The following is a 14,922-nucleotide window of genomic DNA, read 5'->3' on the forward strand; positions in this document are numbered from 1 at the left end:
TCTCACGCATAGAAGTTGTCACATTAATTTCCGGACTGTCACGCATCTCAACATCAACATGAGATAGCTGTGAAGCAAGGTCGTCTAAAAAGCCACTTCTGGCCAAAGCCACAAAAACTAGAGCCACCCCCTGAGCATAGTCCAGTAGAGAAACACATTCCCCCGTGGCTAAGCGAAGGTCAGAAAGACCTTTTTGTACAGCATATTCAGGCAGCGAAAATGAGGTCTTCCCGACCGACACGTGCACAACGCGCTCAAGAAAAGGCACGGGCCGAGAAGAAGACGCTGCAGGCTGAAAATATTCGCCGGAGCCAGGAGGGAGAAGCTCGCTCAAAATCACGTTCTTCTGGTCAGACTTAACGCGGTCGAGCGGCGGGGCTTTCATGGCGCGCCTCCATCGCCGATCGAAGAATTCGGCCAGGCGGCGACAAGCGCATCTCTCAAAGATTCTAAATCGCCGCACGCACCTAAATGAAGTGCACTGGAATTATCTGCCCACCAACAGTTAAACGCTTCTTCCAAGGCAATATATTCTTCTGAAGAATACCTCTCCTGTGATTTTGAGTCTCCTCGGCTCATGTCCGAGCTTTCTGGGCTGATGTCCGAAAACGACGCGAACCTCCTAACGGCCGGTTCTCGCGACGAGCTTTGCGTCATATTCATTTCTCCTTAGCCCGCTCAGCGCGGGTTTTTTCATGTGCAGAACGGCGCTGCTATAGTCCCCATTTCGAGGGCGACGAGATGGGTATGCCGGAGATAATCAAAGAGTTTGAGGCTTTTGACATTGATGTTCATCTGACGATTGATGGTCTTGCGTTTCTGACTCTGATAACGGACCGCGGTAATGTGGCAATCCATATGAAGCGGCAAGTGCTTGAGTCTCTGGACGCAAGAACCAGGCGCGAGCTAATTCGCGCAGTCGGCAACGGTCACTCTCCGAGATCCGACCCGGAGGCATAAGGGCGGAAGTCGGCTGCGCAGAAGACATAACAAACCACTTTCGACGGAGGGGTGATTATGGTGTCCTATCAGGATGTTCCGATATTTGACGCGATGAGTATTTCGGCGGTTCTGATGCCGAATGGCGAGAGAGCCACGCTTTCAGTGATGGGACCGAAACCGATAATGATCCATCTGAGCCGCGCTGCACTTCTAGCCCTTCAGCGGCAAATAAATGAGCAGCTAGAGAAACGGCCTCCTCCCTCTCGGCAGGACTGAACAGATGCTCGCCGTCGCGATCCAGGGGCATAGGCACCGAATCCGGGTTCTCTGAAGGCATCATAAACCCCATTCAATTATGGACGGGAGTCGCCCAACCGGCTCCCGTTTGCATGCGTAGGATAGCAGGACGAATCGGCGGGAGCAAATAAAATACCCACATTGGTGTTCTAGTGGGTTGACTATAACCCACATTCGGGTATTCTCTCTCCATCAACCCGATGGAGCGCCGACATGCAATTCGAAATCAGAAATAGGTGGAGCGGAGACGTTCAGTTCACGGCCGAGATCGAATGCGCAGATGATGCACCGATCTCAATCAAGGTCGGGCTGGCGGTAAAATGGGGCTTCTCTAACGGCGCGAGCCTGGTCGGCGCGAGCCTGGACGGCGCGAACCTGCGCGGCGTGAACCTGCGCGGCGCGAACCTGCGCTCCGTGCGGGCGGATCTGTACGATATTCTTCTGCGCGCTATCCCCGAGGTTCCGGCGCTCCTGACCGCTCTGCGCGAGGGTCGCGTCAACGGATCGACCTACGAAGGCGAATGCGCTTGCCTGGTCGGCACGATCGCGAACGTCCGGCAGGTTTATTACGACACTCTCGGACTGGCCGATAGCTCGAGGCCTGTCGAGCGCTGGTTCCTTGGCATCAATAAGGGCGACACCCCGGAGAATAGCCAAATCGCCAAAATCACCGAAGGCATGATCGTTGAGTTCATGGACCTCGTCGGCCTGAATTCTACGGTCGTCGCGGAAAGTGCGGTGCAATCATGAGCGCCGATCTCATCCACCACATTGTGACTTTCACTGACGGCCGTGTGGGGCATCCCGCCGCCGGCGCGTTCGAAGTTGAATTCCCGCTCGACCGCGCAACGATGCTCGAGGATATCGCCGAGGAGCAATATCCCGATCTCCTGGCGATCTACGAGATCAATCTCACCGCCGGCACGGCGCGGGATGTGACCGAAGATGTCGCCGCGGAACTCGCCAAGACATACGATTACGACGAGCTGCCGCAGGAGGCGCGGGATCTCTGCGCACGATTTCTCCTCAACCTAGGCCGTTGTGACGAATTCGGCGTTTGGGGGATTCTCGCGAGGATCTTTCCATGATTCAAGGCTGATTTTTGGAGATCAGCCTTGATGATTCGGGATGTCGATGCGCTGCGAGACGATCAATGGGAGCGGCTTTGTGATCTTGTGCCAGGCGGAAGAGCCGGCCAGCGCGGGCCGCGCTGCGACAATCGACGCTTCGTCGACGCGCTGTTATGGATGGCCCGCTCGGGCGGCCGCTGGCGCGATCTGCCCGAACGCTTCGGCGACCATCAGGCGGTGAAACGCCGCTACTATCGCTGGATCGAGCGCGGCGCCTTGGACGGATTTCTTGAGGCATTCACCGCCGAGGCCGATCTCGAATGGCTGATGATCGACTCAACAATCGTGCGCGCCCATCAGCACGCGGCCGGCGCAAGGATCGCCAAAGGGGGGCGGATGCCCATGGCCTGGGCCGCTCTCGCGGTGGTTTGAGCACCAAAATCCACGCCGCGACAGACGCACTCGGCAACCCCGTTCGGCTCCTTCTCGGACCTGGGCAGCGCAACGACATCACAAAAGCGCACGCCCTGATCGAAGGCTTTGCGGCCGATGCGATCATCGCCGATAAAGGTTATGACGCCAATCACTTGCGCAAGGCTGTTCTTATGCGTGAGGCTGAGCCGGTGATCCCATCAAAATCCAATCGCCGCGCGCCGCTCCCCTACGACAAGGCGCTCTACAAGGAGCGCAATCTCGTCGAGCGTTTCTTCAATAAACTGAAGCAGTTCCGGCGCGTCGCAACCCGATACGACAAGCTCCTCGCAAACTACCGAGGCTTCGTATTGCTCGCCGCTATTGCTATCATGCTCAGGTAATTCGTCACTACTGCCTAGATCACGCGCCGATCGAGCACGCATACGCGATGCTGGCGCATTCCAAATCCCCCGAAAATTGGTCTCGGAGGGAACGGGCGTGACCCAGATCAGCCGAACCCCCATGGATCTGAAGCGCGAGCGCGCCTTCGATCTTGCCAACGCGGACGCGGGCTATTTCTCCCACGCCGAATATGCCGCGAAGTGGTCTGATCACGGCCAGCACCGCGATCTTGATCGCGCACCGGAAATGCTGGCCAGCCTCTATTTCATCGACGAGTTTCTCATATCGATGCTGCTCGTCGCTGGCGTGTGTCTCTTGATCGGGTGGATGTCGTGAGGTCGAGCACGAAAATCCACGCCGATAATGGCGTCAAGCTCAGCGCCGTGGAGTGCGGCAACCTCACATGGTTCGAGATCATAGATCTCGCTGAGCCGTATATGCCCTCGCAGTTTCAGTTCTGCTTGCATGGCGTCGAGCACAGTCAGCTCGAGCGCGCGGTCGCGGCCTTCAACGCCATCATGTCCGAGGGCGCCGCAGAGCCGGCGCAGATCGCGATGGCGGCCGAATGAAAACCCTATCAGCCTTCGGAGGCGACCATGATCCGAATTATTTTAATCGCGAGCTTAGCCACCACGAGCGCGCCCGCTTCACCCCCGAAGAGTTCGAGCTTTTTAGTTCCGGGCTCGACGAAGTTCGAGAAGTGGAATCCCCAGCCGCGCGCGAAGTGCGGGCGCAGTTGCGTTGGGTAAGGCGCCTGATGTGCGCCATCGCGATCGTCTGCATCGCGGCGTCTCTTTGGTCGAAGGTGATGTCATGAACGAGCAATCAGCCGGACGGCAAATCGCCGCGATCGACGATCGGCGCGGCGCCGTGGTTTCCGCGCCCGTGTCGGATGGAGATTCCCTTCTCGCCGTAATCAGCAAGGCCGCGCGCGATCCCGCCGTCAACGTCGATAAGATGGAACGGCTTATGTCGATGTATGAGCGCGTCGAGTCCGCGCGGGCGAAAACCGCCTATTCCGCCGCTCTCTCGGCCATGCAGCCTGACCTCCCGGTTATCCAGGAGCGTGGCAAAATCACGATCCACAAAAAGGATAAGCCTGGCGAGATCCAGCAAGAAACGCCTTATGCGCGCTGGGACGACATCAATCAGGCAATCCGCCCGGTTCTCGGCAAGCACGGGTTTGCCATTTCTTTCCGCACGGGCCTCGCCAGCGACGGCAAGATCACCGTCACCGGCATTTTGAGTCACGCGGGAGGCCATCAGGAAGAGACCACGATGACGCTGCCGCACGATAGCACCGGCAGCAAGAACGCGGTTCAAGCCGTGGGGTCATCCACCAGCTACGGCAAGCGCTACGTCGCCATGGCGCTTTTGAATCTGAGCAGCACCCGCAGCGAGGACGATGACGGGCGCGCCGGTGGCCACGCTGAACCCGAGTTGCCAGACTCCGTGCGCGCCTATCTCGATCTTGCCGCCGAAAAGATCGCTGCCTCCCAGACAGCCAAAGAGCTGAGCGATTGGTGGTCCGAGCAGAAAGAGCAACGCATTGCGCTTGACCTAGTCAACACGCTCCAGGGGCCCCGTCCCGGCTATCAGCAGCTTTTCGGAGCTTATTCCCGACGTGGCAAGGAGTTGAGCCGATGAACGTCATCGAGTGCGCCCAGGGATCAGCGGAGTGGCACGCCGCAAGATGCGGGCGCGTGACCGCCAGCCGCGTCGCCGATGTCATCGCCAAGACTAAATCCGGTTGGGGCGCCAGCCGCGCCAATTACATGGGCGAATTGATCGCCGAACGCCTGACCGGAGAACCCGCAGAGAAATACACCAATGCGGCTATGGCATGGGGCACGGAAAAAGAGCCAGAGGCGCGCGCCGCTTATGAAATGGCGACCGAGACATGGGTTTCGGAAGTCGGCTTTGTTTTGCATCCGAGAATCGAATGTTCCGGCGCCAGCCCCGATGGACTGGTCGGAGCCGACGGTCTCATCGAAATCAAAGCGCCTAATACCTCGACACATATTGAGACCCTATTGGGGCAAAACGTGCCCAGCCGCTACGTCACGCAGATCCAATGGCAATTGGCCTGCACCGGTCGCGCCTGGTGCGACTTCGTCTCTTTCGATCCTCGCCTACCAGAGGCCATGCGCCTTTTTACCTCGCGCGTTACCCGCGACGAGAGGCTGATCGCCAGCCTTGAGGCGGAAGTCGCCGCTTTCCTGATCGAGCTCAATGACAAGGTTCTGGCACTCACCGATCTCTATGGGGAGAGGGCGGCGGCATGAGCGCACTCTTAACGATTAATTGGCGCTGGGACGGTGACGCGCTAACGCCATTCAGCGCGAGGGGTCGGCTAGATGCCGATAAGGAACTTGTGATCGGCGAAACCTATAAGCTCGCCGTGGTCGAGAATGTCTCGCAGGCGTCGCGCGGCCATTATTTCGCCTCCCTCAAGGAAGTCTGGCGGAATTTGCCAGAGAACCGTGCTGAGCAATTTCCCACACCCGAGCATTTGCGCAAGTACGCCCTGATCAAATGCGGATACGCAGATTCTCGCCAATTTGTCGCCCGGACCGGCGCCGAGGCGCGCGAACTGCAGATGTTCGTACGCCCGAGCAATGACGAATACGCCCTGATCCTAGTGGATCGGTGCGTCGTGACGATCTGGACCGCCCAAAGCCAGAGCGAGCGCGCGATGGGCAAGAAAGCGTTCAACGAGTCCAAAAACGCGGTGCTCGATTATGCGCAATCCTTGATCGGCGTGACGCGCAAGGAGCTCGAAGAGAACGCCGGGCGAGCGGCATGATGCAGGATGTCGCCACCACAAAGCGCAAGCCGCTGACGAAAACCCAGCGCCGGACCATGTGGGAAACTCATGGCGGGATTTGCATAATCTGCAAATTACCGATCGACCCGCGAAAGGTTTGGATCGACGAGCACGTTCGCGCGCTGGGTCTCGGCGGCACGAATGACCTATCGAACCGCGGCCCGGCCCATTTCGAATGTGCAGAGGTCAAGACCGCGATGCATGACATGCCGGCGATCGTCAAAGCCAAACGCCAGAAGGATGCGCATCTCGGAATCAAAGACGAGACCCGCGCCAAGATCCCATCGCGCCGAGCCGAGCCGAAAGAGCGTCGATTTGATCGCACCTCACTGCCGCCGAGGCCGCTTTATGTAGAGGAAACGAGATGATGCTGCGCAGATCTTTCCTGAAATTCCTCGGTGCCGCGCCGGCGGCCATCTCTCCATTGGCCGCTGACGCGGCGCGCATGGCTGGGCTGAACGCCACGGCATTGGGGGGTTACACCCCGATGATCGGACTCTCCAACAATAGCACCGTCGGCATGCCGGTACCGAATTCTCACCAAACAGGAGAAGGCCTAGCCAAATGGCTTCTAGTCCACGGCGTGCCTGATTGGGTCAAAGAGAATATGCGGCAACGGCACAGAGTTCCAAACGCCCTCGATGCCGATCTGGCCTCCAATCGATCGTTCTCGCTTGCTGCGAAAATACTGATCCAGCGAGAGCGCGATTATGATCGTGCGGTCAAAGACCTGTTCTCGAAAAACAAAATCGATATCAGCCGTGTCGCCTTTGAGAAATCTACCGGGCTCCAATTTTGGGTATGATGATGATCTTCGCCAAACTATCCCTCGATCAAATTCACGCCTACGTCGAAAAGGGCTCGCTAGCGCTGCGCTATGATGGGGTGATTTTCGACTCCATTTCGCAGGCCTATCCGGCGCCAGTGCGACCGGAAGACCGGATCAAGGACGTGCTGTTCCCCGCGCGCAAGCCCGGATGGTTGCTGCAAGAGATGAGCGACGACTGGAATCTGCGGTCCATTGAAGGCGACCAAACGGCATTTGCTTTCTCGCTCTGTTCATCCGGCGAGACCGACTATTACGCCATGATGATTGCAGGGCGCCTCCGCAGAGAGATGACGGAGCAGATCGCGGGGAACATGTGATGGGCGAGCATAGCAAGATAGAATGGACCGATGCGAGCTGGTCACCTATCCGCGCGATGGCGGCGACGCACGAAGGCCCGCGTTTCGGCTGGCATTGCGAGCACGTCAGCGAAGGTTGCCGGAATTGCTATGCGGAGAGGATGAATATTCGGCTTGGGACAGGCTTTGAATTTAAGCCCGGGCGCCTGCACGGAAACACATTCGGCGATACACGACGCGATGTTAGCCTTTTCCTCGACGAGAAGATGCTGCTCGCGCCGACGCGCTGGAGGCGGTCCCGAATGATTTTCGTCTGCTCAATGACCGATCTGTTCGCTGACTTTGTGACGGACGAATGGATAGACCCCATGTTCGCCGTGATGGCGCTTTGTCCGCAGCATACGTTTCAGGTGTTGACGAAACGCAGCGCGCGAATGCGCTCATATTTTGCGGAACTTAAAGCTTCAGGTCGATGGCTGCTTTGGACGCATCCGCAGTTCGGTCACCAGATCTTTGATCCGATCGCTGCCAAGTTTGAAGTGATGTTCGCGCATATTTGGCTTGGCGTGTCTGCCGAGAATCAGGAAACCGCCGACGCGCGCATTCCTGATTTGCTGGCAACGCCCTCCGCCGTGCGCTTTGTGTCGGCCGAGCCGTTGTTAGGACCGATCGATCTGTTCAAGATCCGAGAGACAACCGGATTCACATTTAACGCCCTCTCAAAAAAAGCTGGGATCGGCTTCCGCAGCTGCGGGCTCGATTGGGTCATCTGCGGCGGCGAGAGCGGCCCCGGAGCGCGGCCAATGCAAGAAGCTTGGGCCGAAAGCCTTCGAGATCAATGCAAGGCCGCTGGTGTGGCCTTCTTCATGAAGCAGATGGCGAAGAAGGCCCCGATTCCAGAGTACCTCATGATCAGGGAGATGCCGAATGCACGGTGATCTCGCGATCATTGCTCTGATCGAATGCGGACGCCTGCGTGTGGATGCGGAAGCCGGGCATGTATACGCGCCTAAATCCAACAATCCAGATAAACCGATCGGATGCTTGACGAAGAAGGGATATCTTCGCGCATGCGTCAGTGTCGGTGGAAAGCAAATGCACTTTATGGTGCATCGCATCGTCTGGGTGTCTGTTCATGGGCCACTACCTGAAGGACATCAAGTTGACCATGGAGTTGCGGGAAAGGCGGTGAACCGCATCACCAATCTTGATGCAGTTACCGGTACCGAAAATATGTCGAGAGCCGCCCGAGACGGAAAATTCGCCCATGTCGGCCGCCGAGATGGAATCAGAGATATTGCGGGCAGGTTTGGCAAGAAAACCGTCTCCCGCCATCTCGCGGCAAAGGAGAGCGCGTCGTGACCACCGCATTCCCGCTTTCGTGGCCCGATGGATTCCCGCGCACGATAAGGCGCGAGACTGGCCAGTTTAAGACGACGCTCGCTGGCGCCTTGGAGAACGTCGAGACGAGTCTCACGGCTTTCGGCAAAAGCAGCGGCAAGCCAGTCGCGAACATCATTCTTTCCTCGAACGTGTCGCTGGGCCGCGAGAAGCCGGACGACCCCGGCGTAGCTGTTTGGTTCACTTGGGAAAACACACAGATCTGCATTCCGGTCGATCGCTACTCGACGCCGGCGGCGAACCTTCAGGCGATCCATCACGTGATTGAAGCGCGGCGGACGGAACTGCGACATGGAACCCTGGCCGTGGTCCGCGCGACCATGAAGGGGTTTATCGCCCTGCCCGCGCCCGGCGGCAAGCGCCCTTGGTGGGAAGTTCTCGGCGTTGAGCGCAACGCCACCTCCAATGAAGTGGACGGGGCCTGGTCTGCCCCCTGAAAAGTGATCCTCCGTGAAGTATGGGCTTATGAGCCTGATGGAGGACTGCGCAATGCCGAGGAAAAGACACAAGGCGGAAGAGATCGTCGCGAAGCTACGGCAAGTCGAAGTGCTTAGCGCGCAAGGGCGACCGGTCGCGGAGGCGATCCGCTCGATAGGGGTGACGGAAGTTACATACTATCGATGGCGGTCGGAATACGGCGGCCTGAAGGGCGATCAGGTGAAGCGGCTGAAGGAGCTGGAGGCGGAGAATACGCGGCTCCGTCGAGCGGTGTCCGATTTGACGCTTGAGAAGCTGATCCTGAAAGAGGCTGCCTCGGGAAACTTCTGAGCTCCGCGCGTCGTCGCGCCTGCGTGGAGCATGTGATCGCCGAACATGGCGTTCCCGAGCGGTTCGCTTGCCGGGTTCTCGGTCAGCATCGCTCCACGCAGCGCAAGGTTCCGACCAAGCCCGATGACGAAGCGGCATTGACCGCCGACATCACGGCGCTCGCCATCCAGTACGGCCGCTATGGCTACCGCCGCATCACGGCGATGTTGTGGGAGCGAGGCTGGAAGGTCAACGTCAAACGGGTCGAGCGGATCTGGCGACGCGAGGGGCTGAAAGTTCCGGCCAGACAACCCAAGCGCGGGCGTCTCTGGCTCAATGACGGCTCGTGCGTCCGGCTGCGCCCGCAATGCCCCAACCACGTCTGGTCCTATGACTTCGTCGAGGACCGCACTCATGATGGCAGGAAATATCGCATGCTGAATATCATCGACGAATTTACCCGCGAATGCATCGCGATCAGGATTAACCGGAAGCTGAAGGCAGCGGACGTCATCGACGTTCTCTCGGACCTCTTCATCTTGCGAGGGGTTCCGATCCACATTCGTTCCGACAACGGCCCGGAGTTCATCGCCAAGGCGTTGCGTGACTGGATTGCCGCCGTCGGCGCGAAGACCGCCTACATCATGCCGGGCAGTCCCTGGGAGAACGGCTATTGCGAGAGCTTCAACTCGAAGCTGCGCGACGAGCTTTTGAATGGTGAAATCTTCTACACTCTCAAGGAGGCGAAGGTCGTCATTGAGCGATGGCGACGCCACTACAACACCGTGCGCCCGCACTCATCGCTGGGCTACAAGCCGCCAGCCCCGGAGACCCTGCAATGGCCGGCTTCGCAATCCGGACCAGCTTCGCCCGCCACGCCAGCAATAGCGCCAGGGCCGACAATGCACTAACATTCAAACTGGATCACCCCATGGGGGCAGGCCAGGCCTATCGCCGTCTAGCGCAAAAGCTCCATCCTGACCGTGGCGGATCAACTGCGGCAATGGCCGAACTGAATGAAGCCCGCGATGAAGCGCAGCGTCGATGACCGCCGCCCGAGATCAAGCCCGAAAGGAACGATGGATATGAGCGCTTACAAGGCTGAAGATTTGGCGAAGTCACTCAACCAAGTCCATGCCTGCATAGACGGGCAATATGTGCCGGCGCGCCCGATCAACTACAGATGCGATACGCCCTGGATGCGCATCCGACTGGCTTGGGCCGTGCTCACCGGAAAGATGGATGCAATCAAATGGTGGAAGCAATGACCGAGCACACCCCCACCCCCACCAGCCCCATGCGCAGCGACAGCGCCTACGAAGCAGAGATCGCAGGGCTCAAGAATAGAGTGGATGGCCTTGATCAGGAAAACGCGCGTCTAAACGCACGTCTCGTCGCCGTGGAAAAGGAGCGTGACGTTTTAGCCAAGCGCTTCAATGGCCTCAATGCCATCATCTCAACCGCCTGCGCGGCTTCCGATGCGGTCGAAGCGGCAGTGGAGGGCTACGACAGCGTTAACCCGTCATTCTATATGAACGACCACCCTAAGGCCATGCAAGCCGCGCTCACAGCGGCCAATCTTAAAGCGATCAAGATCATCGAAGATGCGCAAGCGGCTCCGGACGCGGTGGAGGCGATGGAAAACGCGTTTTGGGAATGTGATGGAAATACTAGCGACAGCCTCAAGGCTGCGCTCACAGCAGCCAACATCAACATTGCAGCCGAGCGCGAGCCGGTGGCGGTCGACGAAGTTGAACGGGTTGCCCGAATGATCGCGCGCCGTCTCGGCCACAATGACGACGAGGGAATGTACTGGGACAGGTATGTTCTGCCCGCACGGCTTATCGCGGAGCATTACGCCGCTGTGCGCGAGCTCGCCGAGAAGGCCGAGGCCGAGCGGGATGCGGTCCTCTTCGCCAACAAAGACCTGAAGCTTCATTGGGATGTGTTGAAGGCGGAATACGACAAGGTCATTGCCGAGCGGGATAGGCTGAGCGAAGTCATCCGGCTCGCGCATCTTCAGGACTCGGTGAACGATTGCTATCAGGGCCGAAGCTCGACGATGGAAGACATCTTCGGCAAGGCGCCTGCCTATTCATCGGCGCGCTATCCCGCATGGCATACGGCGGAGCACTGGAGACGCGGCAGTATCGACCCATTCGCCGCGCCGGTCGATGGAGAGAGCAAGCCATGATCGTCAAATATTGGATTGATCGGGGTGTCTCTGGAAACGACATCGAAGACGAAATCGAGCTTGACGATGACGCCACCGACCATGAAATCGACGAAGCCGTCAAGGAAGAGATGTGCAACGTCATCTCTTACGGCTGGGAGAAGAAGGACAGCCCCAATGGATGATTTACGTGAGCGCATTGCGAAGGCGATCTACGAATCTGAAGACGACATTGAGGCTGTCATGGCCATCATCGAACCCGAACTCGCCGCCATCCGCCAGAGCACGCTTGAGGCGGTACGGGAGAAGGCTGGCTTATTCCATCGGAACGAAGCTGAAAGTCTGCGCAAGACAGCATCTAAAAATCCTCCCGGCGAGGGACGTCTTGCGCTCGTCTACAAGGCTGCGGAGCACATTGAATATGCCGAGGCTATCGAGAAATTGGAGCTAGGCGAATGAGCTACGACGCAATTTACTCGGCCACACTGTCAGAAGTCACGCGTCTTCACGAAACCATCGCTGCCAAAGACGCCGAGCTGGCTGCATTGCAAGCTGACCATGACAAGCTGTCGGCAGCTTATGGCGAGATGTACACGGAGCTGGCGTTGATGCGGGAGGCGCTGGAGCCGTTCGCAAGGACGCCGTGGCTTTCCGAAATCGAGGAAGATGATCTCGTTATCTACAGCAATGGTGGTCAGGTTTTGACATGGGACGACCTACGCCGCGCCCGCGCCGCCCTTCAGGCGGTGTCGTCGCAACAGATGAGCGACGCAAACTGCAATACCGATGCAGCACGCGACGTGATCGCCGAACGCAAGCGGCAAGTCGAAGTAGAGGGTTGGACGCCGGAGCATGACAACCTGCTCCGCAAAGGCGAACTGGCCCTTGCAGCCGCTGCGTATGCCTTTGCGACGACGGATTCAGACAAGAGCCGATCCGCGGGCTTGAGGCCTCTTTGGTGGCCATGGTCGCTGTCGTGGTGGAAGCCGACTACGCGCCGCCGAGACCTGGTCAAAGCTGGCGCCTTGATCCTCGCCGAGATCGAGCGCTTAGACCGCGCCGCCCTTCAGGCGAGTAAGGAAAAGGCATGAGCGACCGCCCTATCCCATTCAGCGCGCCGATGATCCGGGCTTTGCTCGACGGCCGGAAGACGCAGACCAGAAGAATCATAAAGCCGCAGCCGCTAGCCGAAGCAGTCGCCGATGGCTCTTTCATGCGGGATGCGAACGCTTTGATCTCGCCGCGACCAATTCGTTGGAGTGTAGGCGACCACCTATGGGTGCGCGAATCTCTAAAGGCTTACAATCTTGATATGGGAGCAATGCTTGGGCTCTCTGAGCCTTTGGCCGACGTAGACATGATGAGAGGGGATCTTTGCGCCTCTTACGCCGCCGATGATGAGCCCTGCCGCAATGATTTCGAATTTGATTTTTCGTGGGTATGGAAGCGTTCGACGTTGCCGTCCATCCACATGCCGCGCGGATTTTCGCGCCTGACGCTGATCGTGAGCGACGTGCGCGTCCAGCGCTTGCAGGACATCAGCGAAGAGGATGTGATCGCTGAGGGTATCGACTGCGCCGCAAACGACTTCGGGAACGGCCCGGCATATTGCGATTATGGGTCGGCTCATATCGAAGACACCGCAGAATGGTTCAGCAGCCCGATCGACAGCTATCGTAGCCTGTGGACGAGCCTTCATGGCGCTATCTCATGGGCGGGAAACCCCTGGATCGCGGCCCTCACCTTCACCGTCAACCGCGTAAACATCGACGCGCTGCCCGCGCTCGAGAAAGGCCAAGCCTGAACCATGAGCCGCGCCTCGACTCTCTCGATCGACCAAGTTGGCCCGAATACCCCAATCAGGCTATCGGTCGCGGCTGATCTGGCCTTTCCTGACGGCTCGATGACCGTCTCGGGCTTGCGTCGGGAGCGCGACCGTGGAACTTTAATTGTGGAAAGGATCGCGGGCCGCGAATATACCACCCTCGAAGCGATCGGAAAGATGAGAGAAAAATGCCGAGGCCCTCAAAAGGAGCCCGTCTATGGCCCAGGCCAGAACAAAGGCACCCCGAAACTGGGAAGATCATCGAAAAAGCCCAATGGGTTATCCGAGACGGGGGCCGCTCAAAACGCACAGGCTGCGCTCTTGAAGCAATTGGAGAGGCGGAGAAGCAGCTCGCCGACTATATTACCGGGAAACACGAAGCAGACCGGACGCCAGAACGTCGTGCCTCTGAGATCGACCTCGCCGACGTCCTGAGCATTTACGACGCCGACATTGTCGCCAAGCACGCGAGACCGAAAGAGACGGCTTCCCGCTTGATCGCTCTCACCAAATTTTGGGGCGATAAGAAACTTTCCGACGTCAACGGACAATCCTGCCGCGAATATGCGCGAACGCGGACCAGCCAAGCTTCCGCGAGGCGCGAGCTCGAGGATTTGCGTTCTGCGATCAATCATCATCTCGAGGAAGGCCTATCGACTGAGATCATCAAGGTCGTCCTGCCGGATAAGTCGCCGCCGCGGGAGCGCTGGCTGACTCGCGACGAAGCCGCCAAATTGATTTGGGCCGCCTGGCGCTATCGAGAGACTCAGAAAGGCCACGAGACGGGCAGGAAGTCGCGGCAGCACATTGCCCGTTTTATTCTGGTTGGTCTCTACACCGGGACACGAGCGGCCGCGATTTGCGGCGCCTCCTTCGTGGCTGGGCGCTCAGGACTCATTGATTGAGATAGAAGAGGACGGCGGCTGCGATGCAGATGGCGGAGAAGAAGGTGTGGGCGCATCGATCATAGCGGGTTGCGATGCGCCGCCAGTCCTTGAGCTTGGCGAACATGTTCTCGATTTTGTGACGCTGGCGGTAGAGCGTCTTGTCATAGGCAATGGGAAGCTTGCGGCTTCTGGTTGGCGGGATGCAGGGCTCGACGCCCCTGGCCTTCAGCGCGGCGCGGAACCAGTTGCTGTCGTAGCCCCTGTCGGCGATCAACATTGAAGCGGGCGGTAAAGCCTTGAGCATCAGCCGCGCGCCCTTGTGGTCGCTCATCTGGCCCTCCGAGAGCAACATGACGAGGGGCTTGCCGGCGCCGTCGCAAACGACGTGGAGCTTCGAGTTCAGTCCGCCTTTCGTGCGCCCGATACGGCGGGGAAGAGCCCCTTTTTGAGCAGGCTCGCCGCTGTGCGATGCGCCTTCAGATGCGTGGCGTCGATCATGATGCGCTCGGGCTTTGGACCTTCGCCAGCGAGCGCGGCGAATATGCGGTCGAAGACGCCGAGCCGGCTCCAGCGGATGAAGCGATTGTAAAGCGTCTTGTGCGGCCCGTAATCCTTGGGCGCATCTTTCCATTGCAGGCCGTTGCGGATCACATAGACGATTCCGCTGACCACCCGACGGTCGTCAACCCGCGGAACGCCATGCGACAGAGGAAAATGCGGCGCAAGCCGCGCCATCTGCCGCTCGCCCAACAAAAACAAATCACTCATCCCAGCCTCCCCATGCGGAGACCAGGAATCACATCTCAGGCAAA

At 58.7% G+C, this 14,922-nt stretch carries 24 protein-coding genes and 2 pseudogenes; 23 read left to right on the forward strand and 3 right to left on the reverse strand.

The features are described 5' to 3' along the window. Positions 1-381 precede the first annotated feature (381 nt). The gene (locus tag WDN46_17455; protein ID MEJ0095131.1) at positions 382-579 is read right to left on the reverse strand and encodes a hypothetical protein; all 198 of its coding nucleotides are present in this window, start codon (positions 577-579) and stop codon (positions 382-384) included. Between the two features lie 873 nt (positions 580-1,452). On the opposite strand from WDN46_17455, the gene WDN46_17460 reads away from it, so the two are divergent. From WDN46_17460 to WDN46_17570, 23 genes and pseudogenes are all read left to right on the forward strand, one after another. Next, a complete protein-coding gene (locus WDN46_17460) occupies positions 1,453-1,989 on the forward strand; it encodes a pentapeptide repeat-containing protein (protein MEJ0095132.1) in 537 nt (178 codons plus the stop codon). Continuing rightward, complete coding sequence (locus tag WDN46_17465) at positions 1,986-2,327, forward strand: hypothetical protein (protein MEJ0095133.1); 342 nt, start codon at positions 1,986-1,988, stop codon at positions 2,325-2,327. Before WDN46_17460 ends, WDN46_17465 begins: the two co-directional genes overlap by 4 nt. A 30-nt stretch (positions 2,328-2,357) precedes the next feature. Then, positions 2,358-3,124: pseudogene (locus WDN46_17470) on the forward strand (IS5 family transposase). A gap of 97 nt (positions 3,125-3,221) precedes the next feature. Further along, positions 3,222-3,461, forward strand: a complete 240-nt coding sequence (locus WDN46_17475; GenBank protein MEJ0095134.1) for a hypothetical protein — start codon at positions 3,222-3,224, stop codon at positions 3,459-3,461. Continuing rightward, positions 3,458-3,694 (forward strand): hypothetical protein, encoded by a 237-nt coding sequence (locus WDN46_17480; GenBank protein MEJ0095135.1) that lies wholly within the window; start codon positions 3,458-3,460, stop codon positions 3,692-3,694. Before WDN46_17475 ends, WDN46_17480 begins: the two co-directional genes overlap by 4 nt. Then, the gene (locus WDN46_17485; GenBank protein MEJ0095136.1) at positions 3,691-3,942 is read left to right on the forward strand and encodes a hypothetical protein; all 252 of its coding nucleotides are present in this window, start codon (positions 3,691-3,693) and stop codon (positions 3,940-3,942) included. Before WDN46_17480 ends, WDN46_17485 begins: the two co-directional genes overlap by 4 nt. A gap of 158 nt (positions 3,943-4,100) precedes the next feature. Continuing rightward, positions 4,101-4,772 (forward strand): ERF family protein, encoded by a 672-nt coding sequence (locus WDN46_17490; protein MEJ0095137.1) that lies wholly within the window; start codon positions 4,101-4,103, stop codon positions 4,770-4,772. Then, positions 4,769-5,410: a lambda exonuclease family protein gene (locus WDN46_17495; GenBank protein ID MEJ0095138.1), complete on the forward strand. Its 642-nt coding sequence runs from the start codon at positions 4,769-4,771 to the stop codon at positions 5,408-5,410. Before WDN46_17490 ends, WDN46_17495 begins: the two co-directional genes overlap by 4 nt. Continuing rightward, positions 5,407-5,931 carry a hypothetical protein gene (locus WDN46_17500; GenBank protein MEJ0095139.1) on the forward strand — a complete coding sequence of 175 codons (525 nt, stop codon included), beginning with the start codon at positions 5,407-5,409 and terminating at the stop codon, positions 5,929-5,931. Before WDN46_17495 ends, WDN46_17500 begins: the two co-directional genes overlap by 4 nt. After that, complete coding sequence (locus tag WDN46_17505) at positions 5,928-6,320, forward strand: HNH endonuclease signature motif containing protein (GenBank protein ID MEJ0095140.1); 393 nt, start codon at positions 5,928-5,930, stop codon at positions 6,318-6,320. The genes WDN46_17500 and WDN46_17505 overlap by 4 nt, the downstream gene beginning before the upstream one ends. After that, positions 6,317-6,757 (forward strand): hypothetical protein, encoded by a 441-nt coding sequence (locus WDN46_17510; protein MEJ0095141.1) that lies wholly within the window; start codon positions 6,317-6,319, stop codon positions 6,755-6,757. The genes WDN46_17505 and WDN46_17510 overlap by 4 nt, the downstream gene beginning before the upstream one ends. Further along, the gene (locus tag WDN46_17515) at positions 6,754-7,098 is read left to right on the forward strand and encodes a hypothetical protein (GenBank protein ID MEJ0095142.1); all 345 of its coding nucleotides are present in this window, start codon (positions 6,754-6,756) and stop codon (positions 7,096-7,098) included. The genes WDN46_17510 and WDN46_17515 overlap by 4 nt, the downstream gene beginning before the upstream one ends. Then, positions 7,098-8,015: a phage Gp37/Gp68 family protein gene (locus WDN46_17520; GenBank protein ID MEJ0095143.1), complete on the forward strand. Its 918-nt coding sequence runs from the start codon at positions 7,098-7,100 to the stop codon at positions 8,013-8,015. The genes WDN46_17515 and WDN46_17520 overlap by 1 nt, the downstream gene beginning before the upstream one ends. Next, a complete protein-coding gene (locus WDN46_17525) occupies positions 8,005-8,439 on the forward strand; it encodes an HNH endonuclease signature motif containing protein (GenBank protein ID MEJ0095144.1) in 435 nt (144 codons plus the stop codon). The genes WDN46_17520 and WDN46_17525 overlap by 11 nt, the downstream gene beginning before the upstream one ends. Continuing rightward, positions 8,436-8,915 (forward strand): J domain-containing protein, encoded by a 480-nt coding sequence (locus tag WDN46_17530; protein ID MEJ0095145.1) that lies wholly within the window; start codon positions 8,436-8,438, stop codon positions 8,913-8,915. The genes WDN46_17525 and WDN46_17530 overlap by 4 nt, the downstream gene beginning before the upstream one ends. A gap of 52 nt (positions 8,916-8,967) precedes the next feature. Next, a protein-coding gene (locus WDN46_17535; GenBank protein MEJ0095146.1) for an IS3 family transposase occupies positions 8,968-10,136 on the forward strand; the annotation gives its coding sequence in 2 pieces (ribosomal slippage) (positions 8,968-9,232 and positions 9,232-10,136; 1,170 coding nt in all). 174 nt (positions 10,137-10,310) lie between these two features. Beyond that, on the forward strand, positions 10,311-10,493 hold the full coding sequence (locus WDN46_17540; GenBank protein MEJ0095147.1) for a hypothetical protein: 183 nt from the start codon (positions 10,311-10,313) through the stop codon (positions 10,491-10,493). Continuing rightward, entirely contained in the window at positions 10,490-11,419 is a 930-nt protein-coding gene (locus tag WDN46_17545; protein MEJ0095148.1) for a hypothetical protein, read from the forward strand. Before WDN46_17540 ends, WDN46_17545 begins: the two co-directional genes overlap by 4 nt. After that, positions 11,416-11,583 (forward strand): hypothetical protein, encoded by a 168-nt coding sequence (locus tag WDN46_17550; protein ID MEJ0095149.1) that lies wholly within the window; start codon positions 11,416-11,418, stop codon positions 11,581-11,583. The genes WDN46_17545 and WDN46_17550 overlap by 4 nt, the downstream gene beginning before the upstream one ends. Beyond that, positions 11,576-11,857, forward strand: a complete 282-nt coding sequence (locus tag WDN46_17555; protein ID MEJ0095150.1) for a hypothetical protein — start codon at positions 11,576-11,578, stop codon at positions 11,855-11,857. The genes WDN46_17550 and WDN46_17555 overlap by 8 nt, the downstream gene beginning before the upstream one ends. Then, positions 11,854-12,489 (forward strand): hypothetical protein, encoded by a 636-nt coding sequence (locus WDN46_17560; protein MEJ0095151.1) that lies wholly within the window; start codon positions 11,854-11,856, stop codon positions 12,487-12,489. The genes WDN46_17555 and WDN46_17560 overlap by 4 nt, the downstream gene beginning before the upstream one ends. Beyond that, positions 12,486-13,202 (forward strand): hypothetical protein, encoded by a 717-nt coding sequence (locus WDN46_17565; protein ID MEJ0095152.1) that lies wholly within the window; start codon positions 12,486-12,488, stop codon positions 13,200-13,202. Before WDN46_17560 ends, WDN46_17565 begins: the two co-directional genes overlap by 4 nt. Positions 13,203-13,411: 209 nt before the next feature. Beyond that, positions 13,412-14,128 carry a hypothetical protein gene (locus tag WDN46_17570; protein ID MEJ0095153.1) on the forward strand — a complete coding sequence of 239 codons (717 nt, stop codon included), beginning with the start codon at positions 13,412-13,414 and terminating at the stop codon, positions 14,126-14,128. On the opposite strand, the gene WDN46_17575 is transcribed toward WDN46_17570, so the two are convergent. Then, the gene (locus WDN46_17575; protein MEJ0095154.1) at positions 14,118-14,741 is read right to left on the reverse strand and encodes an IS5 family transposase; all 624 of its coding nucleotides are present in this window, start codon (positions 14,739-14,741) and stop codon (positions 14,118-14,120) included. The genes WDN46_17570 and WDN46_17575 overlap by 11 nt on opposite strands. After that, positions 14,708-14,878 (reverse strand): annotated as a pseudogene (locus WDN46_17580) (transposase). Before WDN46_17580 ends, WDN46_17575 begins: the two are co-directional and overlap by 34 nt. Between the last annotated feature and the right edge of the window lie 44 nt (positions 14,879-14,922).

This window comes from Methylocella sp. (assembly GCA_037200525.1).
Lineage (GTDB): Bacteria > Pseudomonadota > Alphaproteobacteria > Rhizobiales > Beijerinckiaceae > Methylocapsa.